Below are 25,250 nucleotides of genomic sequence, written 5' to 3'. Positions count from 1 at the left end.
GCGGCAACGGTACGCGATTCCGGCCGGCTTGCGCGGCCCGGCCGCCGGCAAGTCGACACCGAACGGAGAGAGCACCACAACCCAGGCGGAGGAGTACAGGTCGGCCCCCGAACGGACGGAGTCAGCCGACCAGCAGTTGGTGGGTGGCGAGCTCCCGGTAGAGCGGGTCGGTGGCGGTCAGTTCGGCGTGGGTGCCGACGGCCACCACCCGGCCGCCGTCGAGGACGACGATCTGGTCGGCGTCGACGACGGTGGCGAGCCGGTGCGCCACGATCAACAGCGTCCGGCGGACGGCCACCGCGTCGATGGCGCGGCGCAGCGCGGCCTCGTTGCGCGAGTCGAGGTTGCTGGTCGGTTCGTCCAGCAGCAGCACCGGCGGGCCGGCGAGCAGCGCGCGGGCGATCGCCAGTCGCTGCCGCTCACCCCCGGAGAGCAGCACCCCACCCTCCCCCACCTGGACATTCAGACCTTCGGGGGTGCGCTCGACCAGGTGCGCGAGGTTGACCTCGTCGAGCACCTGGCGCAACCGGTCGTCGGTGGCGTCCGGGGTGGTGATCAGCAGGTTCTCCCGCAGCGTACCGGCCAGCACGGGTGCTTCCTGCTCGACGTAGCCGAGCCGGGCCCGCAGCGCGTCGCGGGGCAGGTCCCGTACGTCGTGGCCGTCCAGTCGGACCGCGCCGGCACTGACCTCGTAGAAGCGCTCGACCAGGGCCAGCAGTGTGGACTTGCCGGCGCCGGAGGGGCCGACAAGCGCGGTACGCGTACCGGCGGGCACCGCGAAGCTGACCTCGTGCAGCACCGGCTCTCCGCCCGGGTAGCCGAACCCCACCCGATCGAACTCGATCATCGGTGCGGGCCGGCGCGGGGTGGTCGTCACGGCGGCGGGAGCGGCCCGGTCGGCAGCGCCCTCAGCGGGCACGGCCAGGATCTCCTCGATCCGCTGGAGGGCACCCAGACCGGACTGCAACTGGGTGTACGCCCGCAGCACCTGGGCCAGCGGCAGCGCCAGGAGGAACAGGTACATGACGAAGGCGACCAGGTCACCGACGGAGATCGCCCCGGCGGCGACCCGTGCCCCGCCGATGCCGAGCACCAGCAGGAACGCGCCCTGCACGGTGATCGAGCCGATCGGGCCGACCAGTGACTGCACCCGGGCCACCCGCAGGCCGGCGTCGTACGCCTCCCGCGCGCTGCCGGTGACGGTCTCCGCCTCCCGGGCCTCGGCGCGACTGGCCCGGATGGTCCGGGCCGCCGAGATCGCCCGCTCCACCGCCGAGGTCATCTCACCGATCCGCTCCTGGGCGGCTCGGGCCAGCGCCCGGACCCGGCGGGCGAAGGTGGCGGCGAAGCCCAGCCCCAGTGCCACACCGAGCAGGGTGACGCCGAACAGCAGCGGATCGAGCAGCACCATGGCGATGCCGGCACCGACCACCGTCACCGCCCCGGTGACCGTCTCGAAGAGCCCGGAGGTGACGACCGCTCGCAACAGGGTGGTGTCCGAGCCGACCCGGGACAGCAGGTCGCCGGTGCGCCGGCGGTCGTACTCGGCGATGGGCAGCCGCAGCAGGTGACCGGCGAGCCGTCGCCGGGTGCCCAGCACCACCCCTTCGGCGGTGCGTTGCAGCAGGTAGTCGCGCAGCCCACCGATGGCCGCGCCCAGCACCACGAGCGCCACCAGCACCGCCACCAGGTCGGCGACAGGATTGTCGGCGCCGATCCGGTCGAGCACCGTACGGGTGAGCAGCGGCTGCGCCAGCGACGCGGCCGCGCCGACCAGCGACAGCACGCCCACCACGACCAGGGTGCCGCGGTGCTCCCGCAGGTACGGCAGCAGCGCCCCCAGACCGACCGGTCGGCCCGCGGCGGCGCCACCGGCCGACCGGTCCGTCGAGGTGCCGCCGGTCGGCCGGTGCGTCGAGGTGCTCATGCCGGGAACGGTAGTCCGCCGCGTCACCCGGGCGGGCGCGCTCCCCGCCGGATCAGGTGGACAGCACCACCTGAAGCTCCTGGCGACGACGGTCGGCCAGATCGGTGAGCAGGGTGGGCGCCTCGTCGAACGGCACCACCGCCGAGACGAGGTGCTTGCGGATCACGTCCCCGTACGTCCGGAGCAGGTCGATGGTCTCGGCGGAGAGCCGCTCGCGGTCCCAGGTGGGTGCGAGCCCGCGCGGCACCCGGCCGATCTGCGCGCAGCGCAGCGAGAGCCCGTTGTGGTGGAACTCCTCACCGAGCCGAACCGCGTCCGCGCCCTCCTGGTAGAAGGCGAGGTCGATGACCGTGCCCTGGGGGCGCAGCAGCCGCAGGGCGAGCTGCAACGCCCACGCCTGCCCCCGGCACTGGAACACCACGTCGGCGCCCCGGTCACCGGCGGTGTGGGCCCACCGGGTCTTGAGCACGACCGCCGGGTCGTCCGCGTCCGGGTCGAGGGTTTCCAGACCGAGCGCCTCGGCGACCTGGCGACGGTGCGGGGTGGGGTCGAGCACCACCACCGAGGCGGCGCCGTTGCGCCGGGCGAACAGCGCCGTCAGCAGCGCCACCACCCCGGCGCCGACCACGGCGACGCGCCGGCCGCGTACCCCGTCGCCGAGGGAGCGGACGTCGGTGCCGTGCAGGTCGGCCGCGGCGTGCAGCAGACCGTTGGCGCAGATTGGACCCATGTGCGCGACGTAGACGCCGAGCAGCGGATCCAGGTCGTCCGGCAACGGCACGAACCGCTCGGCGACCGGGTCGGCGAGCCAGCCGGTGCGGTGCCCGTACGTCATCGCGCCGACAGTGCCCACGGCGACGGCCGGGGTGTCGCTCTCCACCACCCGGCCGACCTGCATGTAGCCGAGGCGGTTCACCGGGTACGGGGTGCTCGCCTCGCCTGGTTGGAACAGCCCCAGGTCGGCGTTCCAGGTGACGTTCAGGTAGGGGTTCGTGCCCTTGACGTAGCTCAGCTCGGTGCCGGCGGAGACGCCGCTGTAGAGCGTCTCGACCCGGAACGTGCCGGGACGCAGCGGGGCGGCGTCCTGCTCGACCAGCTCGACCCGGCCGGGCCCGGTGACCACCACGACCTTGTCACGCATCGACGGTCACCCCCGTGCTGACTGCCGCCGGGGCGGTCGGGGTGGCGAGCCGCACTGTGGTGCCGGTGCGGGCCGAGTCGGCCACCGCGAGGGCCAGCCGTTGGGTGGCCAGCGCCTCGGCGTACGGCACACGGACGTCGTCGCCGATGCCGCGGACGGCGTCGACGAAGGCGCGGTCCACAGCGATCCGGGCGGCCTCCGGGTCGGCGGGGACGTGTCGTTCCCCGTCGGCGTCGCGGATCGTCAGGCCGTCCTCGGTGAGCGAGAGGGCCAGCCCATCGGCGAGGATCTCCAGGCCGGCTCGGTGCTTCCAACCCAGCACGCAGGCCGCGCTGAGGGTGCCGACCGCCCCGTCGGCGAAGCGCAGCGCGGCGGTGGTCACCGAGTCGATGTCGGCGCCGTCGACCGGCGGCGGGGTGCCGTTGCCGTACGCGGTGACCTCGGTCACCTCGCCGGCCAGCACGCGAATCAGGTCCAGCACGTGGGCGGCCTGCTCGACCACCGGGCCGCCGGAGCGGTCCCGCCTCGACCACCACGCCACCGGGGGCACCTTGTCGAGCCAGGCGCCGCTGACCATCCGCACCGGACGGTCGGCGAGCAGGTCTCGGGCCTGGTCGAGGACGCTCAGATAGCGCCAGTGGTGGCCGACGGCGGTGCGCAGCCCACTGCGCGCGACCAGGTCGGCGATCCGCTCGGCGGTGCCCAGGTCGACCGCGACGGGCTTCTCGACGAACATCGGCACTCCGGCCTCGATCACCGCCTCCTCGGCGGGACCGTGCGCGAACGGCGGAACGCAGACGTACACCGCGTCCGGGGCCGCGCCCAGCAGTTCGGTGACGTCGCGGAAGACCTGGCCGCCGTGCTGCGCCGTCAGCGCTGCCGCCGCCTCCGGTGCCACGTCGGTCACCCCGATGAGCTCGACGTCGTCGAACCCGGACAGCACCCGGGCATGGCGCTGTGCCACCCCGCCAGCGCCCACGAGACCAACCCGGCATTTCCGCATGCGACAACCTCTTTCGAGAACGTTTCCTTTTCGATGGGAGCAGTCCCCTGGGGTGTCCGCAATCAAACGTTCATGCCCTGGGAACGCGACAATGTCACCGTTGTGATCAAGCTGACGCCCTGGAAGCGGTTAGCGCGTGGTGGCGAATGGGAAGTAACTGTGTCGCTATTTCCACGCACGAACGGAGGGGGTGCCCGTGCGGGATACGACCGTGTCACCGGTGGTGGAGGCGTGGGCCACGTACCGGACCACCTCGGCGGCGGACTGGCCGGCACGCCGGCTGCTACGCGCCAAGGGAGGGAGCCGGGTCAGCGTGGTGCTGCCGGCGCGCAACGAGGAGGCCACCGTCGGCGCGATCGTGTCGACCATCCGCGAGCACCTGATGGACCGGGTCGCCCTGGTCGACGAGCTGATCGTGGTGGACTCGCGGTCGACCGACCGCACCGCGCAGGTGGCCCGTGCCGCCGGCGCGGAGGTGGTCAGTCAGGACGAGATGACCCGAGGGCTGCCGCAGCTCACCGGTAAGGGCGACGCGCTCTGGGCCGGGCTCGCCGCCGCCGAAGGGGACGTGGTGGCGTTCATCGACGCCGACCTGCGGGAGTTCCGGCCGCACTTCGTGAGCGGGCTGCTCGGCCCACTGCTCACCGACCCGTCGGTGGACTTCGTGAAGGGCTTCTACCACCGGCCGCTGGTGGGCACCGCCAGCGTGGAGCCGGACGGCGGGGGCCGGGTGACCGAGCTGATGGCCCGCCCGCTGCTCAACCTCTTCTGGCCCGAGCTGGCCGGCTTCGTGCAGCCGCTCGCCGGCGAGTACGCCGGCCGCCGTGACGTGCTGGCCCGGGTGCCGTTCGTCTCCGGTTACGGCGTGGAGACGGCCATGCTGATCGACCTGCTCGAGCTGGTCGGGCTGGACGCGTTGGCCCAGGTCGACCTGGGCGAGCGCAAGCACCGCCACCAGGACACGGCGGCCCTCGGCCGGATGTCCGCCCAGATCATGCTGACCGCCTGGTCCCGGTTGCAGCGGCGCGGCTGGGCGGTCCCCGGCGCGACGCCGGAGGCGCTGCTGACCCAGTTCCGTCGCGGTGGGTCGGACACGCTGCCGCACCTGGACCGGGAGATCGTGGTCAGCGACGTGTCCATCGAGGAACGCCCGCCGCTGGCCGAACTGCGCCACCGCGTGCCCCGTCGCCGGGTGGCCGCCGCGTGAACGCCAGGAAGGGACGAGCGCGATGAGCCTCACCGTGTTGATGAACGCCGGTCCGTGGCTGTCCGTGCCGCCGCCCGGTTACGGCGGCATCGAGAACGTGATCGCCACGCTGGTGCCGGAGCTGCGGCGACTCGGCGTCCGGGTGGTGCTCGCCTCGGTGGGCAGCAGCACCCTGCCGGTGGACGAACAGATGTCGGTCTTCGACGACGGGCAGTTCGCGGCGTTGCAACGGCCGTACAACCAGGTCTGCGGGATCGCCCAGGCGCACCTGGCCGGTGTGGTCCGGGAGCTGCACTCCCGCGACGACATCGACCTGGTGCACGACCACGTGGAGGCGGTCGGCCTGGCCACTCTCGCCGCGATGGGTCCCGCCGGCCCGCCGACCCTGCACACCCTGCACTGGGACCTGGCCAAGCACCCCGCGCTCTACGGCGGGCTGGACGGCGGTGACCGGGTCCGGGTCAACGGTGTCTCCGCGTCGCAGCTGGCCCGCGCCCCGCTCGCGTTGCGGGAGCACTCGGTGGGGCACGTGCACCTGTCCACCCCCCTGGCCGTGGACGCCGACCGGCGGCCCCGACCGGAGAAGGGCGAGCATCTGCTCATCCTCGGCCGGATCAACCCGGGCAAGGGGCAGGACGTGGGTGCCCGGCTGGCACACCGGGTCGGGTTCCCGCTGGTCCTGGCGGGGCCGGTCGGCCCGTACCATCGGCCCGCCGATCTGGCTGCCGCGGGTGACGAGGCCCGGCAGAACCCGGACGTGCGGTTCTTCCTCGACGAGGTGGCGCCGCACGTCGACGGTGACCTGGTCCGCTGGATCGGCACCGTGGCCGGTCAGGAGCGGGACGACCTGCTCGCCAGCGCCCGCGCGTCGCTGTTCCCGTTGCGCTGGGAGGAGCCCGGTGGCACGGCGGTGGTCGAGTCGCTCGCCCTGGGCACGCCGGTGGTGGCGACCGCCCGTGGCTGCCTGCCGGAGCTGATCGAGCACGGCCGCACCGGGCTGCTCACCACCGACGAGGAGGAGCTGGGCGACCTCGTGGTCGCCGCCGACCTGCTCGATCCCGACGAGTGCCGGCGGGTGGCCGCGCAGCGGTTCACCCCGGCGGTGATGGCCCAGCGCTACGTCGAGCTGTACGAGCGGGTCCGTAAGCTGTCCAGCGCGCCGAGGCTGCTGCCCGCCTGAAGGTAGGAGCGGCGGTGTCTGGGCGGCCGGTTTGTCGGCGTCGGCAGCGGGTAGGCGGCAGCGCTCATGCCCGCCGCGCAGCGAGGAGCCGGGAATGGTCGGACCGATGGCCCACTCCCGGGCCCGACCCAACCCGGCCGACGGCAAGCCGCTGGTCCGGCGGGCGGCGGCGACGGTCGGGGTGCTGTTCCTGCTGATCGGTGTGCTCGGCTTCGTGCCGGGGATCACCAGCGGCACCAACGACCTGCGCTTCGCCGGCCACGGCTCGGGCGCCTTCCTGTTCGGCGTCTTCCAGGTGTCGGTGCTGCACAACCTGGTGCACCTGGCGTTCGGGGTGGCGGGTCTGGTGCTGGCGCGGACGGTCACCGGCGCGCGGGCGTTCCTGGTCGGCGGCGGCGCCGTCTACCTGGTGCTCTGGCTGTACGGGCTGGCGGTGGACCACGACACCGGGGCGAACGTGCTGCCGGTGAACGACGCCGACGGCTGGCTGCACCTGGGCCTGGGCATCGGCATGATCGCGTTGGGCCTGCTGACCGGGCGACCCCGGCGGTGACCTGCCTCGCCCTCGGCACCGGGTCCGTTTGATCCGCTTCGACCTCGGGTAGTGGTGAGATCCCGACCCCGTAGCGAATCGAGGGCACCAATGTCGAGCCGGATCACCTGCGAGGTGCGCACCACGGCACCGGTGGCGGTCGTCCGACTCACCGGCGCCCTGGACCTGGGCACCATGCGGTCGGTGCACCACGCGCTCCGCGACGCGCTGGTCGACCAGCCGGACGCGCTGGTGGTCGACATGGCCGAGGTCGACGTCAAGGACCGGCTGGCCCTGTCCGTCTTCGCCGCGACGGCCCGTCGGGCTGAGGAGTGGCCGGGCGTGCCGGTGGTGCTCTGTTGCCCGTCGCCGGTCGCCGCCCGTTGGCTGTCCGAGTCGACGACGTGCCGGGTGGTCCCGGTGTCCCCCGACTGCGCGGAGGCGACCCGGGTGGCGGGCACGACCTCCCCGTTGCGGATGCGGGCCCGACTGGAGCCCGTTGCCGGCGCCTGCCGGCGAGCCCGGGAGCTGGTCACCGACGCGTGCGCGCGCTGGAATCTGCCGGACGCGTCCGGCCCGGCGGCCCTGGTGCTCAGCGAACTGGTCGGCAACGTGGTTCGGCACGCCGGCACGCCGATGCAGGTGACGGTGACCCTGCGCCGGCCGTATCTGCACCTGGCCGTGGTGGACGGCAGCAGTGCCCAGGCCCGGGAGGGCGGGACGGACCTGCACGCCGAGGGCGGGCGGGGGTTGCTGCTGGTCCGGGAGCTCACCCAGCGCTGGGGCAGCGTGCCGGCCGGTCAGGGCAAGGCCGTCTGGGCGATGCTGCCCGCGACCTGAGCGATGACGGTAGGTGTGCCGGTACTGGCGATCTGACCGAAATTACCGCTCTGGGCTGGTTACATGGGGAGAGGGTCGGGTAGGCACGCCCGTCCTTTCTGCCGTCACGACGGGGTGAGCAACCATGCCCAAGCGGGTAACCACGGAACCCGGTCGAGATCGGGGCCCGGCGATCCTGGCTCCGGCCCGCTTCGGGGGCTTCCCCGGACCGGTACGCGCGCCGGTCCCCGGCAACTCGTTGATCAAGTTCCTCGCCACCACCGACCACAAGCAGATCGGCCTGCTGTATCTGCTGACCTCCTTCGCCTTCTTCGTGTTGGCCGGCCTGGAGGCGATGGTGATGCGGGCCGAGCTGGCCCGCCCGGGGATGCAGTTCCTGTCCCCGGAGCAGTACAACCAGCTCTTCACCTCGCACGGCGCGGTGATGCTGCTGCTGTTCGCCACGCCCGCGGCCTTCGGGTTCGCCAACTACATCGTGCCGATCCAGATCGGCGCGCCGGACGTGTCGTTCCCCCGCCTCAACGCCCTGGCCTACTGGTTGTACCTGTTCGGCGGGCTGATGGTGGTCGGCGGCTTCCTCACACCGCAGGGGTCGGCCGACTTCGGCTGGACCGCCTACACCCCACTGAGCAGCGTCGAGAACTCCCCCGGGGTGGGCGCGAACATGTGGGTGCTCGGCCTGGTCGTGTCCGGACTCGGCACCATCCTCGGCGCGGTCAACCTGATCACCACGATCCTGACCCTGCGCGCCCCCGGCATGACCATGTTCCGGATGCCGATCTTCACCTGGAACATGCTGTTCACCAGCGTGCTGGTGATCCTCGTCTTCCCGCTGCTGGCCGCCGCGCTGCTGGCGCTCTCCGCCGACCGGTTGCTCAACGCTCACGTGTACGACGCGGCGACCGGCGGCCCGATGCTCTGGCAGCACCTGTTCTGGTTCTTCGGCCATCCCGAGGTCTACATCATCGCCTTGCCGTTCTTCGGCATCATCACCGAGGTCATCCCGGTCTTCTCCCGCAAGCCGATCTTCGGCTACACCGGGCTGGTGCTCGCCACCATCGCGATCACCGTGCTGTCCATGACCGTGTGGGCGCACCACATGTTCGCCACCGGGCAGGTGCTGCTGCCGTTCTTCAGCATCCTCAGCTACCTGATCGCGGTGCCCACCGGCGTGAAGTTCTTCAACTGGATCGGCACCATGTGGAAGGGCCAGCTCACCTTCGAGACACCGATGCTGTTCGCCATCGGCTTCCTGGTCACGTTCCTGCTGGGCGGCCTCACCGGCGTGCTGCTGGCCAGCCCGCCGGTCGACTGGCACACCCACGACAGCTACTTCGTGGTGGCTCACTTCCACTACGTGGTGTTCGGCACCGTGGTCTTCGCGCTCTTCGCCGGCTACTACTTCTGGTGGCCCAAGATGACCGGGCGGCTGCTCGACGAGCGGCTCGGCAAGTTGCACTTCTGGACCATGTTCATCGGCTTCCACGGCACCTTCCTCGTGCACCACTGGCTGGGCAACGAGGGCATGCCCCGGAGGTACGCCGACTACCTGCCCAGCGACGGCTTCACCACCCTGAACACCATCTCCACGATCTTCTCGTTCATCCTCGGCGCGTCCACCCTGTTCTTCATCTACAACGCGTGGAAGTCCTGGCGGTACGGGGCGATGGTGACCGTGGACGACCCGTGGGGCTTCGGCAACTCTCTGGAGTGGGCCACCAGTTGCCCGCCGCCGCTGCGCAACTTCGACCGGATGCCGCGGATCCGGTCGGAACGTCCGGCGTTCGACCTGAAGTACGGCCCGCTCGTCGCCGACCTGGGCCGGGATCTGCCGCAACGCACCACCAAGCCGCCGCAGCAGTTCAGCGACGAGCTGCGGATGGAACACCACGCCCCGGAGTCGCCGTCAGCCGAGGGCGCGCACGGCGCCACCGAGGCGGCCGAGTACCAGCCGGCGCCGCGGTCCGGGGCACGGCCGGTGGACGTGCCGGACCCGGACGGCGTCCGCCGGCCCAGCTTCGAGGAGAGCGACCCGCCCGAGGACGCCGACGACGCGCCGAAGCCGCACGAACGCTGGCGCCACCCGCACAGCGACGGCAACCCCGAGGAGCGCTGACCAGGGGTACGCGCACAGAAGGGCCGACACCCGGTGGGTGTCGGCCCTTCGCCCGTACGTGTGCGGTCAGTCCCGGGCCGGCGCCAGGCCGGCGGCGGTGAGCGAGCGGCGCACGGCGGGCTGCACCCGGGTCAGCCGCAGCGGCACCCCGGTCCGCTCCGCCGCGTCCCGTCCGGCCATCAGCGCGGCGATCCCGCCGGCGTCGAAACCACCCGCCCCCACCAGGTCGACGACCACCTCGCTGGGCTGGCCGGTGACCGCCTCCAGCATGGCCCGGCGCAGCTGGTCCGCGCCGTCGCGGTCGATCTCGCCGCCGACCTCGACGACCACCCGGTCGCCGTTCTGCTTGACCGAGATCCGGGTCTTGCCCGGGTCGGGCTCGGCGGCGCCGTTCTGCCACGGCGGCGGCGCGTCGGCGAGCATCGCCTGGCGCAGCCAGGTGAGCGCCCGCGACAGCAGCCGGGACACGTGCATCTGCGAGATGCCGAACCGGGCGGCGATCTCCGCCTGGGTCTGGTTGCCGTAGAACCGCATCGCCAGGATGCGCCGCTCACGCCAGGGAAGCCGGTGCAGCAGGCCGCTCACCGTGACCCGGTCGTCGACGGATTCGAGCGCGTTGTCCGACTCGCCGACGAGGTCCCCGAACTCCGCGGAGCTCTCCCCGCCCACCGGGGCGTTGAGTGAGGCGGGGCTGTAGCCGGCCGCCGACTCCAGCGCGGCGAGGATCTCCGCCTGCGGGGTCTCCAGTCGGGCCGACAGCTCGGCCACCGACGGGGCCCGGGACAACTCGCTGGTCAACGCGGCGGTGGCCTGCCCCACCTCGAGGATGAGGTCGCGCAGCCGGCGGGGCACGTGTACGCCCCAGGTCCGGTCCCGGAAGTGTCGTTTGATCTCACCCACGATGGTGATCGCGGCGTACGCGGTGAACGAACCCCGTTCCGGGTCATACCGGTCGACGGCGTTGACCAGCCCCAGCCGGGCCACCTGCTCCAGGTCCTCCAGCGGCTCGCCACGACCCCGGTACCGGCGGGCCAGTCGCCCGGCGAAGGGCAACGCGAAGCGAACCAGGTCGTCCCGGGCCTCTCCCCGCCGCTCCGGTGGCAGCCCTTCGATCCGGGCCGCGTACGCCAGTGCCGCCGCGTCGAGATCCTCCAGACCTCGCTCGGTGGGTGGTGGTGTGGTCGTGGTCGTACTCGTCTGTCCGAACATCCGCGCCTCCCTCAGGAAGGTCCCCCGCCCGGATCGGGAAACCGGTCGTGCGCGTGGTCGAGCCACGCACCGGGCCGGAAAAGTGGGTCAGTGACTGGGATGCCAGCGGGCGACACCGCCTCTACGCGGCGCAATCAGGCCGTCGCAGCCAGCGATGTTCCCGCTCCGTAGGTACTCAATCACGGGACCCCGGGTTCGCGAGGATGTTTCGGCGTGCTCCGCCTCAGGAGACCAGCAACCCCTGGTGGCCGCCGCTGTCGCGGAGCACTGCCAACGCCTCGGCGGCCCCCAGCGGGGGCGGCACGGGCAGGTCGTACGGCTGGGCACGCATGACCTCGGTGGCTCGGCGGGTGGGCACGGAGGTCACCGGGTAGCCGCGGGCGCTGGTCCGGTCCAACGCCCGACGCCGTCGCCCGAACCCGGCCACGGCCAGCCACTGGGGCAGCCCCGCCAGCGCGGGCGAGCGCATCCCGGGCGGCTCGGGCAACACGTCCACCGAGCTGAACGCCTCGCTGCCGGCCAGCCACCACTCGGCCTCGTCGACGGTGCGCCGGGTGGCGTTCTCGCACCAGTACGGCACCAGCCCCGCGCGCACCACCTGCCACGGATCGAGCAGCCGGCCGCATTCCACCACCAACCGGTCACCGGTCTTGCCGGCGCCGCGCAGCCACCGCCGGTACAGGTCGGCGACGCCCGCGCTCAACGCCGCCGGTCGGGGCACCAGCACCCGGTGCAGCGGGTGCTCGTGGCGCGCCGACCAGTCCCGCGTGGCGGTCTCGAAGCCCGGGTCGACGCCGTGTTCGGCGTGACCCGACGGCACGGACACCTCCGGCGGCTCCCACCGGGCCACGCTGCCGCCGACGGAGCGCAGGACCTGCCGCAGCGCGTGGCTGTCCGGGTGGAAGTCCACCGGGTCCAGCCCGCTGGCGGGGCAGCCGACCTGGAAGCTGTGCCCAGCGTTGCGCTCCAGGACCGGCCAGGTGCGCGCGTCGTGGACCAGCAGCACCGGGGCGCCGGGGAGCAGGCGGTCGGTCAGGAACTGCGCGTACGCGGCCGGCAGGGCCCTCCACGCGGCGGTCAGCGCCACTGTCGCGCCGGCCAGAGCGCCGCGGCTGGCCGGGCAGTGCACCTGCCGCAGGTGCAGGTCGGCGTTGCCGGCGAGCAGCCGGGTGGCCAGTGTCGCGCCGTGCTCCAGGGCGGCCGCCGGGCGGTCCACCGCTCCGTCGGACCAGTGCACGATCATGTCGAAGCCGGCCGGCAGCAGCGGTACGCCGAGGGCCACCGCGAGGTGTGCCGCACCGCCGTGCGGAGAGCCGATCAGCACTCCCGGGTAGCGCCGGCGGGGGTACTGGTCGACGAACCAGCGGGCCACCCGGGCGGCGTCCACCTCGTCGGCCTGGGCCACGGTCAGCGCGACCCGACCGGCGGCGCGGGTGACCGCGGCACGGCGTACCGGCTCGGGCGCACCGGGGAACCGCGACGTCGGGCCGGTCTGGCCCAGGTCGGCACAGTCCACCCCGCGCAGCGCCCGGGCGGTGGCGGCGACCAGAACCCGGGCGGCGCTGCCCGCGGCCACGACCCGGTCGCCGGCCATACCGGCGCCATCGGCCGTCAGCCCCTTGTGCACCTTGTGCACCGGGCCCACCTTGCCTCGTTCGCTCACCACGCGGCCCGGCTTCCCGTCCCGATGGGGTTCAAACGGGGCATCACCCACCCGGCGGCACATTCCGCCGGTCGGCGGGGTGCGCCGGTCATCCTCGGCGTTCGGCGACGATCGGCGGGAGCGGGCCGGCAACGGCCTTCTGCCATGTGCCGGAACACGGCGGCGGGACGTGTTTCGCCCGGGCCAGGGCGGGCACTTCCGGGGCCATGCGCACCGAGGACACCAGCGAGCCAGCCGCCGCCACGATCACCCCGTACGAGGACGGCCCGCTGCTGGTCCGCGGCGACTTCGAGCTGGTCACGCCGGACGGCGAGCGCATCGACGCGCGCCGGGGCACTGTGGCGTTGTGCCGGTGCGGCAAGTCGGGGCTCAAGCCGTTCTGCGACGGCACCCACAAGGCGATCAACTTCCGCGCGGGCACCACCCGCGAGGGGTGACCCCACGTCGCCACGTCACGTAGCGAGAGCGCGCGGACGGCCCAGACCATAGGCACGACGCCACCTTTGCTCTGCACCCATCCACGCACCGGTTACGGAGCGTGTGTGGCGCGTGGGCGGGTGCAGAGCAAAGGGAGCGGCAAGCCCTCACCCAACGGCCGGCGCTCTAGACGGACCCCAAACGATTGGGTGTGATTTGTCGGCTTCCGGGGTGTGACAAGCCCTTCGGATCAGACGAGCGCGGGCGGGGCCGGCGGGGTCACAGCGGCGGGCGCGGCCACGGCGGGCGCGGCCCTGCCGATCGAGACGGTCGGCGGCACCGTCGGCGGGGCGGGTGGCCGCAGTGAGCTGCGACCGGCGGCCCAACTGTCCAGCAGGTGCCCGGCGAACAACCGGTCCACCGCGAGCCCGGCCGCCGCGCCGAAGAGCACGTCGGGGGCGAGGTCCGGCTCGACACGGACCAGGCCACCACACATGTCGTGCGCGGCGATCTGCTCGTGCACCGCGTCGGCCTCGACGTGCTCGTCGTAGAAGCGGGTGGCGACCTCGTCGAAACCGAGTCGGCGTAGCCCGTTGCCGTAGCGGCGGTTCGGCAGCGAAGACGTCATCTCGAACGCGGCCAGGTGCCCGAGCAGCGCTCCGCGCAGCCGCCTGTGCAGGCCGAAGAGCGACATCAGGTTGTTGGTCGCCAGGGTCACCGCCGGCACGGCGTCCAGGTGAGCGGCGTACGCGGTGTCCAGCCCCAGCCGGTCCAGGGTGCGGCGGAACAGCTCGGCGTGCATCCGGTCCAGCCGGCCGTTGCCGTACTCGTCAGTCTGGATCTCCACGAGCGCGGCCTTGGCCGGGCCGCCCAGGCGGGGCAGCGCCCAGCTGTGCGGGTCCGCCTCACGCAGGTGGTAGACGGAACGGTGGACGACGAACTCGCGGAACTGGGTGAGGTCGGCACGTCGTTGCAGCGTCGCGGCCAGCGGCGGCCCGTCGTCGGCCGCGACCAGCTCGGTCAGGCCGGCAGCCACCCCGGCGGCGGGCACCGTCGGCGTCCCGACCAGCCGGCGCAGTGCCGCCTCGAAGACCCGTTCGCAGCGGGCGCGCAACGCGAGCAACGTCGGCTGCCACTCCCACGAGTCGTCCACCCCGAGCCAGCCCCGGTAGTGCAGCTCGTAGCAGAGGAACAGGGTCAGTTGCAGGTCCTCGTCGGTGATCGGGTCCGCCGGGTCGAGGTCGACGCCGAGACCGGTCGGCAGGTCGTGCGGCGGGCGCCGCAGAGCCTCGACCACCGCCGCGGAGAGCGGGCCACGCGGCCGCGGCAGGATCGCCGGGCCGTAGCGGCGGTCAGCGGTCTCGGACATGGGACCTCCAGCATCGTCGGGCCGCTTCTGATGCCCTGGCCCAGGGCGACTAAACGAGGTCGTCGGCGTTCGCGGTGAGCGTCACCTGCTCCCGGACCTTCCGGGCGGGAGCGCCTTCGGCGTACAGGCCGCGCAGGTCGGCGAACGCCGGTTCCGGCGGCGCCAACGACACCGCCGGGTCGACAACCGCCTCGAGTACGCAGGGGCGGTCCGCCGCGAGGGCCTCGTCCCAGGCCGCGCCGACCAGCTCCGGGCGGTCCACCCGCACCCCGTGCAGCCCGAGCAGCCGGGCCCAACCGGCGTACGGCACGTCGGGTCGACGGCGGGTCGGGTCGGTCGACGGCTCACGACCGCCACCCATGCCGTTCTGGTCGCGGTTGTTGAGCACCAGCACCACCAGCCGAGGATCGCGCCACTGCTGCCAGTGGTGCGACACGGTGATCAGCTCGGCGAGCCCGTTGAGCTGCATCGCCCCGTCGCCGACCAGCGCGATCACCGGTTGGTCGGGGGCTGCGAGCTTGGCGGCCACCGCGTACGGCAGTGCGCAGCCCATCGAGCCGAGTGTGCCGCACAGTTGAGCCTTCACCCCCGGTGGCAGGGTGAGGTGCCGGGCGTACCAGTAGAGGACCGAGCCGACGTCGACCGCGACCGCGCCGCTGCCCGGCATCCGGGCGGACAGCTCCTGGAGGACGAGCTGCGGGTTGACCGGGTCGGCGGGCGCGGCGACCCGCTCGGCGGCGACCTCCCGCCACCGGTCCACCGAGCTCTCCACGGTGGCGCGCCACTGCTGCTCGGGCCGGCCGCGCAGGCGGGTCAGCAGCGCCCGCAGCGTTTCGGCGGCGTCACCGACCAGCGGCACGTCGGCCGGGTAGCGGGTGCCGATCCGGCGACCGTCGATGTCGATCTGCACCGTGCGGGCCTGCTCGGGCATCGGGAAGTAGTCGGTCCACGGGTCGTTGGTGCCGACCATCAGCAGCGTGTCGCAGCCGCCCATCAGCTCGGCCGCCGCCGGGGTGCCGACCTCGCCGAGCACCCCGGTGTGAAACGGCAGCCGCTCGTCGAGGACCGGCTTGCCCAGCAGTGAGGTGGCCACCCCGGCGCCGAGCCGGTCGGCGATCTCGATGATCTCGGGGGCCGCGTCGCGACCGCCCTGACCCACCAGGATCGCGACGCGCTGGCCGCCGCCGAGGAGTTGCGCGGCGGCGTCGAGGTCCACCTCGTGGGGCAGCACCCGGGCCAGCGGCTCACCCGGGGTCGCCGTGATCACCCCGGCGGCGTACGTCTGCAGGTCGGGCACCACGGCTTCCTGCAACTGCCGGGGCAGCACGACGCAGGTCGGGCTGCGCGTCGCCGCCGCCGTACGGAACGCCTGGTCCAGCAGCGCCCCCACGTCCTCCGGGCTGCGGCCGTAGCGGACGAACTGGTTGCACACGTCGCCGAATAGGCGACTCAGCCCGATCTCCTGGTGGGCGCCGCCGAGCGGCCCGGAGATGTCCTCCCCGACGATCGCCACCACCGGCTTGCTGTCCAGCTTGGCGTCGTAGAGGCCGTTGAGCAGTTGGACGGCGCTGGGCCCCTGGGTGGCGAGGCAGACCCCGATACCGCCGGTGAACTTGGCGTGCCCGGTGGCCATGAACGAGGCGGTTTCCTCGTGCCGCGCCGGGATGAACGCCGGCTCACCGCCGGTGCGGTCCAACGCTTCGATCAGCGGGGCGATCGCCTCGCCCGGATACCCGAAGGCGCGGGGCACCCGCCAGGCCAGGAGCCGCTCCACCACCAGATCCGCGACCCGCCGCTCAGCCATTCTCGCGCCCCGGTGTGCTGGGGTCGACGTAGCGCAGCACCGCGCCGACGCCGTCGGTGAGCTCGGGCGCCTCCTCGGGGCCCAGCACGGTCAGCGCCGCGTCGGTGCCGACGAGTGCCCGGACGAGTGCCGCGTCGGCGCGTACCCGCTGCGGGTCGGTCACCGACATCGCGGCCAGCTGCCCCGGGTCGACGGCGATCTCGGTCGGCTCTGCGCCGATCCACAGCTCGCCGTTGGCCGACGGGTCGTCCACGATGATCATGGTGTCCACCTGGTTGCGTTGCAGGGCCGAGACGACCGCGTCGAGCCCGCCGCCCACGTCCTCCTGCACACCGAACCTGTCCAGCGCGGCGCTGATCCGTTGATCGGCGACCTCCGCGATGGTCTGCACGGTGAGGTCGTCCAGCAGGGTCTGGTCGGCGCCTTCGGCCCGCGAGCCCGCATCGGTGCGCACCATGAGGTCCTGCCAGCGCTCGGGCATCTGGGCGGCGATCATCCCCGTGGCCCGGACGTCGCCGGCGATCACCACCACCTCCGCGCCGACCTTCTCGGCCAGCTGCACGGTCGCCGCGGTGACGTCACCGGCGTTGCGGTGCCAGGCCTCCATGGCGGCCTTCTGGTAGATGTCCTGGGACCAGCCGCCGGGCTGTGGTTTGCGGAGCGGGAAGGTCTCCCGGCCGACGACGTGGGCCCGCCGGGGCACTCCTCCGGCACTGATCGCGATGGCGTCCGCGCCGATCCGGTCGGCCAGCACCCGCACCCAGGCCACCTGTTCGCCCCGCTGGGCGAGCAACGGCATCACGTGCGGAAGCGGCGCGAAACTGGCCAGATCGCGCAGTGGTGGCGCGGACAGGTACTCGGAGAGCACCACCCGGCCGTGACTGGCGAAGACCGCCAGACCGTAGTCCCCGACCATCGGGTCGTGGCCACGGACCACCCGGTCCAAAGCGGCGATGCTCGCCTCGTCAGCTCCCTGTTCCATGAGCCGGCGCTCCAGGGCGCGCCAGCGCAGGTCCAGGGCGGGATGGGCGTCCTCCGTGTCCGCGGAGGCGTCCAGATACACCGAGCACCACGGCCCGGGACGGTCGTAGAGCGGGCGCAGGAAGGACAGCTGCATGCTCGACCCCTTTCCAGCTCGGCCCCCCGCTTACCCGGGTCGCCCGGGATGTCACCTCGTGGCCGTGAGCCCGTGACCAGGTTTCATTCACGTCGTTCAACTGAGGACGTCGATACGATCTGTGAACACATGCGGACTCTCGGTGGTGGGAATGGACAGCGGACTCGAAACGCGACGGATCGTGCACCCGACGGAGCGCATCGTCACCGGGCGGTTGATCCGCCTGCTCGACGGCTACACGCGCGAGGTGCGCATCGGGCAGCCGGTGCTGGTGGCGGTGCTCGCGGCGGCGGCGTTCGCGCGGCTGCCCGCCCTGCTGCTGCGCTCGCTCTTCTCCTTCGGCGGTGGCGGCACCCGCCGGCGCTGGAAGCAGTTGAAGCAGGGTCCGGAATATCTGGTCACGCCGGTGCGACTGCGTAACACCGCGGGGCAGCTCTGCGAGGTGGAGCTGCACGGTCACCTGCCGCAGAGCGCCCTGCACCCGGCGGACCAGGTGCAGCTCACCCTGCGCCCGCAACGGGACCCGGAGCTGCCGCCCCGGATCGAACGGATCGTCAACCTCACCACCGGGCAGCTGCTGACCCCGCGTACCGCGACGCTCTGGTCGCACCTCGGGCCGCCGCTGCTGTTGCAGGCGTTCCTGGGCGCGCTGCTGCTGGCCGGCGTCGTGGCCTGCTCCGCGCTGACCTGACCGCTCGGGCAGGCGGCCGGCGGGTCAGCCGACCGGGGCGGGTTGGCGGCTCAGCCGACCGGGGCGGGCTCGCGGGCCGGCTGGCGGTCGACGCCGAGCATCCCCCGGCGGCGGGCCCAACGCTCGAAGGCCAGGGTGGCGAACGGCGGCACCGCGCTGGCCAGAGCCACCGCCGTGGCCAGCAGGCTCCACCGGCGCAGCCGGGCCACGGCCAGCACCAGCAGGGCGTACGCGACGAAGAGGCCGCCGTGGATCGGCCCAAAGATCTTGACACCCAGCTCGTTGTCCGGCGGGCCGTACTTGACCAGCATGCCGACCAGCAGGGCCAGCCAGGAGCAGGCCTCGGCGATCGCCGCCGCGACGAACAACCGGGTCACCTTCTCGCGCATCCGCACGCCACCACCTCTCAGGGCCGCAATGCTATCGGGGCGGCCTGACTGGGCTATCAGGGCGGGCAGGTGGGTAGGAAGGGACCATCGGGTCTTTCCCCGCCCGCCCCGGACGTGCGAGGTTAGGGGGGACCAGCGGTGACAAGGTGGTGACCATGGGCGAGGACGTCGGCGTACGAACCTTCAGTCGAGAAGACCGGGCCCGTTATCGCGACAAGGTCCGCCGCTGCCTGGACGTCTTCGCCGAGATGCTGCGCGAGTCCCGTTTCGACGTGGACCGCCCACTGACCGGCGTGGAGATCGAGCTGAACCTCGTCGACGAGGCGTCGAATCCGGCGATGCGCAACGCCGACGTGCTGGCGGCCATCGCCGATCCGAGCTTCCAGACCGAGTTGGGCCAGTTCAACGTCGAGATCAACGTGCCGCCGCGCCGGCTGACCGGCACCGGCACCGCCGACTTCGAGGAGTACGTGCGGGCCAGCCTCAACGCCGCCGAGGTGAAGGCCCGGGCGATCGGCGCCCACATGGTCATGATCGGCATTCTGCCGACACTGCGCCCGGAGCACCTGACCGCCGAGACGCTCTCGGCCAACCCCCGCTACAAGCTGCTCAACGAGCAGATCTTCGCGGCCCGCGGTGAGGATCTGCCGATCGCCATCAGCGGCGTGGAGCGGCTGGCCGTCACCGCCGACACGATCACCCCGGAGGCGGCCTGCACCAGCACCCAGTTCCACCTGCAGGTCAGCCCGGCCCAGTTCGCCGACTACTGGAACGCCGCCCAGGCGATCGCCGGCATCCAGGTCGCGGTCGGCGCGAACTCGCCGCTGTTCTTCGGCCGCGAGCTGTGGCGCGAGACCCGCATCCCACTGTTCCAGCAGGCCACCGACACCCGATCGGAAGAGATCAAAGCCCAGGGGGTACGCCCCAGGGTCTGGTTCGGCGAACGTTGGATCACCAACGTGTTCGACCTGTTCGAGGAGAACGTGCGCTACTTCCCGGCGCTGCTGCCGGTCTGCGACCCGGAGGACCCGACGCAGGCCCTTGCGGCCGGTGAGGTGCCCAGTCTCGCCGAGCTGCGCCTGCACAACGGCACCGTCTACCGGTGGAACCGCCCGGTGTACGACGTGTCGCGCGGCCGACCGCACCTGCGGGTGGAGAACCGGGTGCTGCCCGCCGGCCCGACCGTGCTGGACACCATCGCCAACGGCGCCTTCTACTTCGGACTGGTCCGCGCCCTCGCCGAATCGGACCGGCCACTGTGGTCACAGATGTCGTTCAGCGCCGCCGAGGAAAACTTCACCAGCTGCGCCCGGCACGGCATCGACGCGCAGGTGTTCTGGCCCGGCCTCGGCTACCTGCCGGTGACCGAGCTGGTGCTGCGCCGGTTGTTGCCGATGGCGCATCACGGTCTGGACCGGTGGGGGCTCGACCCGGCCGAGCGCGACCGGCTGCTCGGCGTCATCGAGCAGCGCTGCCTGACCAGCCGCAACGGCGCGACCTGGCAGGTGGAGACGCTGCACCGACTGGAGTCCGCCGACCACCTGGACCGGCCGGAGGCGCTGCGCGAGGTGGTCCGCCACTACGTGGACCTGATGCACAGCAACCGACCGGTGCACGAGTGGCCCATCCCGTGAGCGCCCCGGCTGGCCCGATCCGCGCGGGGCTCAGCCTCGCGGGGTGGGGAACACCGAAGAGATCGATGATGCCGCCGGGAAGCTGGGCGAGCAGGTCGTGTCGCTCGTCATCGTTCAGCGCCTCGGCGACGGTCCGCAGCACCGCCTGGGCGTGTTGACGCACATGGTCTGCGTTCGCGACCTGTTCGCGGTCGCCGACGTGCTTCAGGAAATCACCGATGTCCCACCGGCGGCCCTCCGGATTGCGAGTGACGGACCCGCTCAACCGCTCCGGTAGCTGTGCCGCCAGGTTGTCGGCCTCCCGTCCGGCGAGCCGTTCGCCGAGCACCGACAGGACGGCCTGCACGGACCGCACCGCCTCGTTCTCACCGAGACCAGCGCGCTGTCGTACCGTGGCGATCATCTGCTCGTACTCCATGCTCCGCTCCTTCGGTCTCCTCGGCATGCCGTCAGGCCTGCCTGCGGACGAACGGGGCGAGTTCCCCGGCTCCCTGGTCACAAACGGGGTCACGCGCGGATCCGGACTCCCCGCCATCGACGGGCGGGGTCTCACAAAACATGCCAGTCGCGTCGGGCGGGCAGGGCGAGCTGCGGTGGTGGTCGGCTCCTATGGAGCTGAATCGTTTACGACATCAGCTCCACAGGCAGCGCGCGAAGCACTCCCCCGCCGGCAGACCTGACCTCCGGTCAGACCTTGAGCAGCACCTTCGTACAGTCGTCCTGCTTCTTCTGGAAGATCTTGTAGCCCTTCGGGGCGTCGCGCAGCGGCATGCGGTGGCTGACGATGAAGCTCGGGTCGATCTCGCCGCGCTGGATGCGCTCCAGCAGCGGCCGCGTGTAGCGCTGGACGTGGCACTGACCGGTCCGCATGACCAGTGAGCGGTTCATGAACGCGCCCATCGGGAACTTGTCGACGAAGCCGCCGTACGCGCCGACGACCGAGACCACCCCACCCGAGCGGCAGGCGAGGATCGCCTGGCGCAGGGCGAACGGCCGTTCCGTCTCGACCCGGGCGACCTGCTTCGCCCGGTCGTACGCGTACATGGCGGCGTTGCCGTGGTGGCCTTCCAGGCCGACCGCGTCGATGCACGCGTCGGGCCCCCGGCCTGCGGTCATCTCGTTGAGGGTGTCCAGCACGTCGGCCTGCTCGTAGTTGATCGTCTCGGCGCCGGTGTGCTCCTCGGCCAGCCGCAACCGGTACGGGAACCGGTCGATGACGATCACCCGCTCCGCGCCCAGGAGCCGGGCGCTGGCCGCGGCGAACAGCCCCACCGGCCCGGCGCCCCAGATCGCGATCACCTGGCCGGGTTTGATGTCGCACATCTCGGCGCCCATGTAGCCGGTCGGGAACACGTCGGCGAGCATGACCGCCTGGTCGTCGCTGACCTCGTCGGGCACCTTGAGCGGGCCGATGTCGGCGAACGGCACCCGGGCGTACTCGGCCTGGCCGCCGGCGTAGCCGCCGAGCAGGTGGGAGTAGCCGAAGATGCCGGCCGGCGAGTGCCCCATGATCTTCTCGGCGATGCCGGCGTTGGGGTTGGAGTTCTCGCAGACCGAGTAGAGGCCGCGCTGGCAGGACGAGCAGTGCCCGCAGGCGATCGGGAACGGCACCACCACGCGGTCGCCCGGTTTCAGGTTACGGACCTCCGGGCCCACCTCGACCACCTCGCCCATGAACTCGTGGCCGAGGATGTCGCCCTTGCGCATCGCCGGGATGTAGCCGTGGTAGAGGTGCAGGTCGGAGCCGCAGATCGCGGTGGTGGTGATCCGGACGATCGCGTCCCGGGCATTCATGATCTTCGGGTCGGGCACGTCGATCACCTTGACGCTGTCGGTGCCCATCCAGGCGGTGGCCTTCATGGTCGGTCCCTTTCGGATGCGTGGACGGTCAACGGCGCGACGACGGCAGCGGCTGGGCGGGACGCTGCATGGCCTGCTGGCGTACGGAGATGCCGTTGGGGCTGCCCTCGGAGCGGACCACCTCGCCGGTCTCCAGCACCTGCTTGAACCGGCGCAGGTCGTCGCGGACCTGCTGCTCGGGTTCCTCGCCGAAGAGCTTCGCCACCACCCGCCCGAGCGCGCCGGCCGGAGGCGCGTACCGCAGCTCGACCCGGACCTCGGTTCCCCGGTCACCGGGTGCGGGCACGAACCGGACCCGCCCGGCGTTGGGCACCCGGGTGCCCGGCAGCGAACGCCAGGTGATCGACTTGTTCGGCTGGTCGTCGATGATCTCGGCGTCCCACTCGACGCGGTGACCGGCCGGGCCACGGGCGATCCAGTGCGAGCGGCGCAGGTCGTCGGCGCGTACGGACTCCAGGTGCGCCATGAACCGGGGAAGGTTCTCCATGTCCCGCCAGAACCGGTACGCCTCGGCGGGTGAACGGTTGACGGTCACGGCGATCTCCATCCGGATCATCCGGGCCCGGGCCCGTTGGGCCCGCCCGATCCGCACGGCGGAGAGCACGTCGACGGCGGTGATGCCGGCGATCGCGAGGGTGCTCAGCGCGACCCGGCGGCGGCGTTCACCGCTGCGGTCCGCGAGTGCCCTCCCGAGCAGGGTCAGGTCCATGGCGTCGCCGGCCACCCGGCTCCAGGCCCAGCCGGCGGGGCGACGGCCGCTGAGCAGACCAGCGGCGCTGCCCAACTCCCGCAGGCCGACGGCCGGGAGCACGGCCCGCGCGGACGGGGAGTCGTCCACCCCGGTCAGTCGCGCGACGGGTCCGGGCGCGACCAGGGCGCCCACGCCCAGCGCCAGGCTCAGCAGGCCCAGGGCGCTCGGCAGCGTCGCCGGCACCGGCCCGTCCAGCTCGGGCAGGAGCACACTGTCGATCCGGGTCATGCCTGGTCCCTTCCGGTGGACGTGACCGCCGGTCCGCCGGCGGAGCGGCGGTGGTCCCGCCCCCGTGACGCTATGCCGTAGGCGTGACGTGCGCGCCCGGTTCGGGATAGAACGCCCGATGCGGGCAGCGCGGGCGACGCTCCTGCCACGACTGCTCCGCTGGCCTACCAAGCCCAGCGGAGCACGGTGATCAGGCCGACGACGGTGAGCGCCACCAGGACCAGACCGGTCAGCCCTGCCACCAGGCAGCCCAGCGCGTCCCACCGTGAGCGGTACGGGTGCCGCACCGACAGCCGAATATCACCGGGCCACATATTCTGGCCGGCCACCGGAACCTTCTTCCCGGCCCGTTGGTGGGAGTGGTGGAGAAGGGGGGTGACGGTGTCCGACGGCGATCTGATCTCCGAGCTGTACGCCGGCTGTTTCCGACGCCTGGTGGTGCAGCTGTACGCGGTGACCGGCGACCTGACCGAGGCGCAGGAAGCGGTCCAGGAGGCGTTCACCCGGGCGCTGGTGTCACCACGGCGCTTCGCCGCGCTGGAGAACCCGGAGGCGTGGTTGCGCCGGGTCGCGGTGAACTGGGCCCGCAGCCGGTACCGGCGCCGCCGGGTGCTCGACGGGCTGCTGCGCCGCATCGGCCCGCCGCCGGCTGTCGCCGACCACTCCCCGGAGCACCTCGCCCTGCTCGCCGCCCTGCGTGTGCTGCCGGAGGGGCAGCGGCACGCCCTGGCTCTGCACTACCTCGTCGATCTGCCGGTGGACGAGGTCGCGGCCACGCTGGGCGTCTCGTCCGGCACTGTGAAGTCAAGGCTGTCGCGGGGCCGGGTCGCCCTGGCGGCGCTGCTCACCGACACCGACACCTCCGACACCACCACCAGCACTGGCACTGGCACTGGCACTGGCACCAAGTGCGCCACCGACGCTACGGAAACCGGGAGGATCGATGTCCGGTCGTGAGTTCTCTGGGTTCGACGTGAACACCCTCACCGAGGCCGTGTCGCCGCCGCCCTTCGACGCGCTGCGGTCCACCGCCCGGTCCCGCCGGCACCGGTCGGTCGCGATGATGGCGGCCGCACTGGTCGCACTGGCCGGGCTGGCCGTCCTGCCGCTGGTGGCGGGGGCGGACGGCGCGGACCCGGTGGTCCCCGCGCAACCGTCGCCCGTGCACGGGGACAACTTCACGCTGACCGGGCCCGAGTCGGGGGTCGACGTCGACGTGTCGGAGGACGGCTGCGTCGTGCGCTTCGCGTACACCGGCGACCGCGGCCGGACCTGGTCGGACTGGGACGCGGCCCGGTTCCAGGGCACCAGGTGTGTGGCCAGTTCCCGCACCGCGACACCGTCCGGTCCTGTCGAGGTCTCCGTGCTCAGTGACCGGTCCTACCTGGTGAGCGACGTCGGGCTGCCCCGTCTCTCCACCGACTACGGTCGCACCTGGCGGGACGGGAATTCCGCGATCGTTCCCGTACCACGATTTCCGGCGACGGCCCGGCCGGTCTTCTGCGGGTTCGGTTGTGAGCCACTGTCCGAACCACTCGCTGTGGATCCGTCGAACGGGACCGTGTACCGCCTCACCACGGCACCCTCGTGGCGTCCACTGTTCAGCCTCTACCCCGCTGCCGGCGGCGCCATCTGGGCGGTGTACCGGATGGGAGGCGCCTCGGGGTCGACCGTCGCCCGCAGCTCCGACAGAGGCGCGACCTGGACCACCTGGGACGCGGGCGACGACGCGAACGTGCTCGCGGTGGTCGGGCTCAACGACCGCGAGGGGTACGCGCTGGCGGAGCCACGGACGACGAGCGGCGGGATGCGGCTGCTGCACACCACGGACGGCGCGAAGACCTGGACGGACACCGGCGCCGACCTGCCGCAGCGGACGTGGGACCTCACGGTGGGGTCGGACGGCTCCCTGCTCGCGATCACCACCAACGGGGGCACCGAGCCGAACGAGCTCGCGCGGCTCCTGGTCAGCCGGGACGACGGGCGGCGCTTCACTGTCGCGCGTGATTACGGCACGGTTGTCGGGTCGGTCAGTGTGGTGCCCGGCTACGCCTGGCTCTTCGGGCGCGACGACGGGTCGACGGGCGAGCCGGACCATCTGATCGTCACCACGGACGCGACCACCTGGACCCGCTTCGCGCTCAAACCATGAAAACGGCGTGCCGCCCGGCG

General features: G+C 72.3%; 22 protein-coding genes and 1 pseudogene. 10 read left to right on the top strand and 13 right to left on the bottom strand.

The window, feature by feature from the left end; all coding sequences use genetic code 11:
- Nucleotides 1-121 precede the first annotated feature (121 nt).
- From AC3CF1_RS01880 to AC3CF1_RS01870, 3 genes are read right to left on the bottom strand one after another with little or no spacing between them, the layout of a single operon-like run.
- On the bottom strand, nucleotides 122-1,927 hold the full coding sequence (locus tag AC3CF1_RS01880; protein WP_355160820.1) for an ABC transporter ATP-binding protein: 1,806 nt from the start codon (nucleotides 1,925-1,927) through the stop codon (nucleotides 122-124).
- A gap of 52 nt (nucleotides 1,928-1,979) precedes the next feature.
- Nucleotides 1,980-3,068 carry a zinc-binding dehydrogenase gene (locus AC3CF1_RS01875; RefSeq protein ID WP_327644062.1) on the bottom strand — a complete coding sequence of 363 codons (1,089 nt, stop codon included), beginning with the start codon at nucleotides 3,066-3,068 and terminating at the stop codon, nucleotides 1,980-1,982.
- The gene (locus AC3CF1_RS01870) at nucleotides 3,061-4,071 is read right to left on the bottom strand and encodes a Gfo/Idh/MocA family protein (RefSeq protein ID WP_488449390.1); all 1,011 of its coding nucleotides are present in this window, start codon (nucleotides 4,069-4,071) and stop codon (nucleotides 3,061-3,063) included. Before AC3CF1_RS01870 ends, AC3CF1_RS01875 begins: the two co-directional genes overlap by 8 nt.
- 223 nt (nucleotides 4,072-4,294) lie before the next feature.
- Between AC3CF1_RS01870 and AC3CF1_RS01865 the strand changes: the two genes are divergently transcribed.
- From AC3CF1_RS01865 to ctaD, 5 genes are all read left to right on the top strand, one after another.
- Nucleotides 4,295-5,278 (top strand): glucosyl-3-phosphoglycerate synthase, encoded by a 984-nt coding sequence (locus tag AC3CF1_RS01865; protein ID WP_255509123.1) that lies wholly within the window; start codon nucleotides 4,295-4,297, stop codon nucleotides 5,276-5,278.
- A gap of 22 nt (nucleotides 5,279-5,300) precedes the next feature.
- Complete coding sequence (locus AC3CF1_RS01860; protein ID WP_088948017.1) at nucleotides 5,301-6,458, top strand: glycosyltransferase; 1,158 nt, start codon at nucleotides 5,301-5,303, stop codon at nucleotides 6,456-6,458.
- A gap of 94 nt (nucleotides 6,459-6,552) precedes the next feature.
- Nucleotides 6,553-7,011: a DUF4383 domain-containing protein gene (locus tag AC3CF1_RS01855; protein WP_088948016.1), complete on the top strand. Its 459-nt coding sequence runs from the start codon at nucleotides 6,553-6,555 to the stop codon at nucleotides 7,009-7,011.
- Nucleotides 7,012-7,101: 90 nt separating this feature from the next.
- On the top strand, nucleotides 7,102-7,830 hold the full coding sequence (locus AC3CF1_RS01850) for an STAS domain-containing protein (protein ID WP_354981476.1): 729 nt from the start codon (nucleotides 7,102-7,104) through the stop codon (nucleotides 7,828-7,830).
- A 124-nt stretch (nucleotides 7,831-7,954) separates the two neighbouring features.
- Nucleotides 7,955-9,946: an aa3-type cytochrome oxidase subunit I gene (gene ctaD / locus AC3CF1_RS01845; RefSeq protein ID WP_354981477.1), complete on the top strand. Its 1,992-nt coding sequence runs from the start codon at nucleotides 7,955-7,957 to the stop codon at nucleotides 9,944-9,946.
- A gap of 66 nt (nucleotides 9,947-10,012) precedes the next feature.
- Here ctaD and AC3CF1_RS01840 read toward each other — a convergent pair whose 3' ends face one another.
- Nucleotides 10,013-11,155: a SigB/SigF/SigG family RNA polymerase sigma factor gene (locus tag AC3CF1_RS01840; protein ID WP_088948013.1), complete on the bottom strand. Its 1,143-nt coding sequence runs from the start codon at nucleotides 11,153-11,155 to the stop codon at nucleotides 10,013-10,015.
- A 223-nt stretch (nucleotides 11,156-11,378) separates the two neighbouring features.
- Nucleotides 11,379-12,749 carry a hypothetical protein gene (locus AC3CF1_RS01835; RefSeq protein ID WP_488452028.1) on the bottom strand — a complete coding sequence of 457 codons (1,371 nt, stop codon included), beginning with the start codon at nucleotides 12,747-12,749 and terminating at the stop codon, nucleotides 11,379-11,381.
- Nucleotides 12,750-13,024: 275 nt separating this feature from the next.
- Here AC3CF1_RS01835 and AC3CF1_RS01830 point away from each other — a divergent pair, with 275 nt between their 5' ends.
- Nucleotides 13,025-13,255 carry a CDGSH iron-sulfur domain-containing protein gene (locus tag AC3CF1_RS01830; protein ID WP_099853162.1) on the top strand — a complete coding sequence of 77 codons (231 nt, stop codon included), beginning with the start codon at nucleotides 13,025-13,027 and terminating at the stop codon, nucleotides 13,253-13,255.
- 230 nt (nucleotides 13,256-13,485) lie between these two features.
- Here the strand turns inward: AC3CF1_RS01830 and AC3CF1_RS01825 are convergent, their stop codons facing one another.
- The 3 genes from AC3CF1_RS01825 to AC3CF1_RS01815 are packed head-to-tail and all read right to left on the bottom strand — an operon-like array spanning nucleotide 13,486 to nucleotide 17,525.
- Nucleotides 13,486-14,604, bottom strand: coding sequence for an iron-containing redox enzyme family protein (locus AC3CF1_RS01825; protein ID WP_488449389.1), 1,119 nt, complete (start codon nucleotides 14,602-14,604; stop codon nucleotides 13,486-13,488).
- Nucleotides 14,605-14,653: 49 nt separating this feature from the next.
- The gene (locus AC3CF1_RS01820; protein WP_210794172.1) at nucleotides 14,654-16,408 is read right to left on the bottom strand and encodes a thiamine pyrophosphate-binding protein; all 1,755 of its coding nucleotides are present in this window, start codon (nucleotides 16,406-16,408) and stop codon (nucleotides 14,654-14,656) included.
- Nucleotides 16,401-17,525: a baeRF2 domain-containing protein gene (locus AC3CF1_RS01815; RefSeq protein WP_354981479.1), complete on the bottom strand. Its 1,125-nt coding sequence runs from the start codon at nucleotides 17,523-17,525 to the stop codon at nucleotides 16,401-16,403. The genes AC3CF1_RS01820 and AC3CF1_RS01815 overlap by 8 nt, the downstream gene beginning before the upstream one ends.
- Before the next feature lie 142 nt (nucleotides 17,526-17,667).
- On the opposite strand from AC3CF1_RS01815, the gene AC3CF1_RS01810 reads away from it, so the two are divergent.
- Entirely contained in the window at nucleotides 17,668-18,216 is a 549-nt protein-coding gene (locus AC3CF1_RS01810; protein ID WP_172862027.1) for a hypothetical protein, read from the top strand.
- 50 nt (nucleotides 18,217-18,266) lie between these two features.
- On the opposite strand, the gene AC3CF1_RS01805 is transcribed toward AC3CF1_RS01810, so the two are convergent.
- The gene (locus AC3CF1_RS01805; protein WP_088948007.1) at nucleotides 18,267-18,605 is read right to left on the bottom strand and encodes a DUF3817 domain-containing protein; all 339 of its coding nucleotides are present in this window, start codon (nucleotides 18,603-18,605) and stop codon (nucleotides 18,267-18,269) included.
- Nucleotides 18,606-18,760: 155 nt separating this feature from the next.
- On the opposite strand from AC3CF1_RS01805, the gene AC3CF1_RS01800 reads away from it, so the two are divergent.
- Nucleotides 18,761-20,239 (top strand): glutamate-cysteine ligase family protein, encoded by a 1,479-nt coding sequence (locus AC3CF1_RS01800; RefSeq protein ID WP_088948006.1) that lies wholly within the window; start codon nucleotides 18,761-18,763, stop codon nucleotides 20,237-20,239.
- A gap of 118 nt (nucleotides 20,240-20,357) precedes the next feature.
- On the opposite strand, the pseudogene AC3CF1_RS01795 reads toward AC3CF1_RS01800, so the two are convergent.
- From AC3CF1_RS01795 to AC3CF1_RS01780, 4 genes and pseudogenes are all read right to left on the bottom strand, one after another.
- Nucleotides 20,358-20,642 (bottom strand): annotated as a pseudogene (locus AC3CF1_RS01795) (DUF2267 domain-containing protein); the annotation flags it as partial.
- Nucleotides 20,643-20,926: 284 nt separating this feature from the next.
- The gene (locus AC3CF1_RS01790; protein WP_355160381.1) at nucleotides 20,927-22,099 is read right to left on the bottom strand and encodes a zinc-dependent alcohol dehydrogenase; all 1,173 of its coding nucleotides are present in this window, start codon (nucleotides 22,097-22,099) and stop codon (nucleotides 20,927-20,929) included.
- A gap of 28 nt (nucleotides 22,100-22,127) precedes the next feature.
- On the bottom strand, nucleotides 22,128-23,078 hold the full coding sequence (locus AC3CF1_RS01785) for an SRPBCC family protein (RefSeq protein ID WP_355160382.1): 951 nt from the start codon (nucleotides 23,076-23,078) through the stop codon (nucleotides 22,128-22,130).
- 164 nt (nucleotides 23,079-23,242) lie between these two features.
- A complete protein-coding gene (locus AC3CF1_RS01780; protein WP_354981481.1) occupies nucleotides 23,243-23,407 on the bottom strand; it encodes a hypothetical protein in 165 nt (54 codons plus the stop codon).
- A 46-nt stretch (nucleotides 23,408-23,453) separates the two neighbouring features.
- Between AC3CF1_RS01780 and AC3CF1_RS01775 the strand changes: the two genes are divergently transcribed.
- Together AC3CF1_RS01775 and AC3CF1_RS01770 are read left to right on the top strand one after the other, a co-directional pair.
- Nucleotides 23,454-24,035 carry a sigma-70 family RNA polymerase sigma factor gene (locus AC3CF1_RS01775; protein WP_488449388.1) on the top strand — a complete coding sequence of 194 codons (582 nt, stop codon included), beginning with the start codon at nucleotides 23,454-23,456 and terminating at the stop codon, nucleotides 24,033-24,035.
- Nucleotides 24,022-25,230 carry a WD40/YVTN/BNR-like repeat-containing protein gene (locus AC3CF1_RS01770; RefSeq protein ID WP_488449387.1) on the top strand — a complete coding sequence of 403 codons (1,209 nt, stop codon included), beginning with the start codon at nucleotides 24,022-24,024 and terminating at the stop codon, nucleotides 25,228-25,230. The genes AC3CF1_RS01775 and AC3CF1_RS01770 overlap by 14 nt, the downstream gene beginning before the upstream one ends.
- Nucleotides 25,231-25,250: the final 20 nt, after the last annotated feature.

The sequence above is a fragment of the Micromonospora sp. MGP-C2 genome, from assembly GCF_057766525.1.
Note: the sequence above shows the minus strand (reverse complement) of the source record. Positions and strands in the feature narration are given on the sequence as shown.

Excerpts from the sequence above, each read along its gene's own strand:
- AC3CF1_RS01880 (WP_355160820.1), bottom strand. The coding sequence starts at position 1,927 with ATGAGCACCTCGACGCACCGGCCGACCGGCGGCACCTCGACGGACCGG.
- AC3CF1_RS01875 (WP_327644062.1), bottom strand. The coding sequence starts at position 3,068 with ATGCGTGACAAGGTCGTGGTGGTCACCGGGCCCGGCCGGGTCGAGCTG.
- AC3CF1_RS01870 (WP_488449390.1), bottom strand. The coding sequence starts at position 4,071 with ATGCGGAAATGCCGGGTTGGTCTCGTGGGCGCTGGCGGGGTGGCACAG.
- AC3CF1_RS01860 (WP_088948017.1), top strand. The coding sequence starts at position 5,301 with ATGAGCCTCACCGTGTTGATGAACGCCGGTCCGTGGCTGTCCGTGCCG.
- AC3CF1_RS01855 (WP_088948016.1), top strand. The coding sequence starts at position 6,553 with ATGGTCGGACCGATGGCCCACTCCCGGGCCCGACCCAACCCGGCCGAC.
- AC3CF1_RS01850 (WP_354981476.1), top strand. The coding sequence starts at position 7,102 with ATGTCGAGCCGGATCACCTGCGAGGTGCGCACCACGGCACCGGTGGCG.
- ctaD (WP_354981477.1), top strand. The coding sequence starts at position 7,955 with ATGCCCAAGCGGGTAACCACGGAACCCGGTCGAGATCGGGGCCCGGCG.
- AC3CF1_RS01840 (WP_088948013.1), bottom strand. The coding sequence starts at position 11,155 with ATGTTCGGACAGACGAGTACGACCACGACCACACCACCACCCACCGAG.
- AC3CF1_RS01835 (WP_488452028.1), bottom strand. The coding sequence starts at position 12,749 with ATGGCCGGCGACCGGGTCGTGGCCGCGGGCAGCGCCGCCCGGGTTCTG.
- AC3CF1_RS01830 (WP_099853162.1), top strand. The coding sequence starts at position 13,025 with ATGCGCACCGAGGACACCAGCGAGCCAGCCGCCGCCACGATCACCCCG.
- AC3CF1_RS01825 (WP_488449389.1), bottom strand. The coding sequence starts at position 14,604 with ATGTCCGAGACCGCTGACCGCCGCTACGGCCCGGCGATCCTGCCGCGG.
- AC3CF1_RS01820 (WP_210794172.1), bottom strand. The coding sequence starts at position 16,408 with ATGGCTGAGCGGCGGGTCGCGGATCTGGTGGTGGAGCGGCTCCTGGCC.
- AC3CF1_RS01815 (WP_354981479.1), bottom strand. The coding sequence starts at position 17,525 with ATGCAGCTGTCCTTCCTGCGCCCGCTCTACGACCGTCCCGGGCCGTGG.
- AC3CF1_RS01805 (WP_088948007.1), bottom strand. The coding sequence starts at position 18,605 with ATGCGCGAGAAGGTGACCCGGTTGTTCGTCGCGGCGGCGATCGCCGAG.
- AC3CF1_RS01800 (WP_088948006.1), top strand. The coding sequence starts at position 18,761 with ATGGGCGAGGACGTCGGCGTACGAACCTTCAGTCGAGAAGACCGGGCC.
- AC3CF1_RS01790 (WP_355160381.1), bottom strand. The coding sequence starts at position 22,099 with ATGAAGGCCACCGCCTGGATGGGCACCGACAGCGTCAAGGTGATCGAC.
- AC3CF1_RS01785 (WP_355160382.1), bottom strand. The coding sequence starts at position 23,078 with ATGACCCGGATCGACAGTGTGCTCCTGCCCGAGCTGGACGGGCCGGTG.
- AC3CF1_RS01770 (WP_488449387.1), top strand. The coding sequence starts at position 24,022 with ATGTCCGGTCGTGAGTTCTCTGGGTTCGACGTGAACACCCTCACCGAG.